The following is a 1,126-nucleotide window of genomic DNA, read 5'->3' on the forward strand; positions in this document are numbered from 1 at the left end:
CATGTGGATCATGGTAAAACGACGCTAACGGCAGCGATCACAACAATACTGACCAAGCAATTTGGCGGAGAAGCCAAGTCATATGCTCAGATAGATTCGGCTCCCGAGGAGCGTGCGCGTGGGATTACTATTAACACATCCCATGTTGAATACGAAACGGATAAGCGCCATTACGCACACGTTGATTGCCCGGGTCACGCCGACTATGTGAAGAACATGATCACAGGAGCGGCGCAGATGGATGGCGCTATTCTGGTGGTGTCAGCAGCTGATGGGCCCATGCCACAGACGCGCGAGCATATTCTGCTGGCGCGGCAGGTGGGAGTGCCTTATATCATTGTCTTCATGAATAAGGCTGACATGGTAGACGACGCCGAATTGCTTGAACTCGTCGAAATGGAAATACGCGAACTGTTATCCAAGTATGATTTTCCGGGGGATGATACGCCTATTATCATTGGTTCGGCACTGAAGGCGCTGGAAGGGGATAAAAGTGACATCGGTGAAGCGGCCATCCTGAAGCTGGCGGAAGTACTGGATTCATACATCCCAGAGCCACAAAGAGCGATTGATGGGGCTTTTATTATGCCTGTTGAGGATGTGTTCTCGATCTCTGGGCGTGGAACTGTTGTGACAGGGCGTGTAGAGCGCGGTATAGTTAAGGTTGGTGATGAGATAGAAATCGTGGGGTTGCGGCCTACAATCAAAACGATATGTACCGGTGTCGAGATGTTTCGGAAATTGCTGGATCAAGGGCAGGCTGGAGACAACGTTGGCATCTTATTAAGAGGTACCAAGCGAGAAGAGGTAGAACGTGGTCAGGTTCTGGCTAAACCGGGCAGCATACTGCCACACACCAAATTTTCTGCAGAGATATATGTATTGAGTAAAGAAGAGGGTGGTCGACATACACCCTTTTTTGCAGGGTATCGCCCACAGTTTTATTTCAGGACAACTGATGTGACAGGTTCCATTGAATTGCCGGCAGGCGTTGAAATGGTGATGCCAGGTGACAATATATCGGTTAACGTCAATTTGATTGCACCGATAGCAATGAGTGAAGGATTGCGTTTTGCTATTCGTGAAGGTGGGCGTACCGTTGGCGCCGGTGTGGTCGCCAAAGTAA

1 protein-coding gene is annotated in these 1,126 nt (G+C 49.6%); it reads left to right on the forward strand.

Annotation, left to right across the window (positions count from 1 at the left end; all coding sequences use genetic code 11):
* Positions 1-1,126, forward strand: a 1,126-nt coding sequence (gene tuf, locus BM331_RS11335) for an elongation factor Tu (protein ID WP_256214911.1), incomplete at both ends; no start/stop codon positions are given.

Source organism: Nitrosomonas eutropha, assembly GCF_900116685.1.
Classification (GTDB): Bacteria; Pseudomonadota; Gammaproteobacteria; order Burkholderiales; family Nitrosomonadaceae; genus Nitrosomonas; species Nitrosomonas eutropha_A.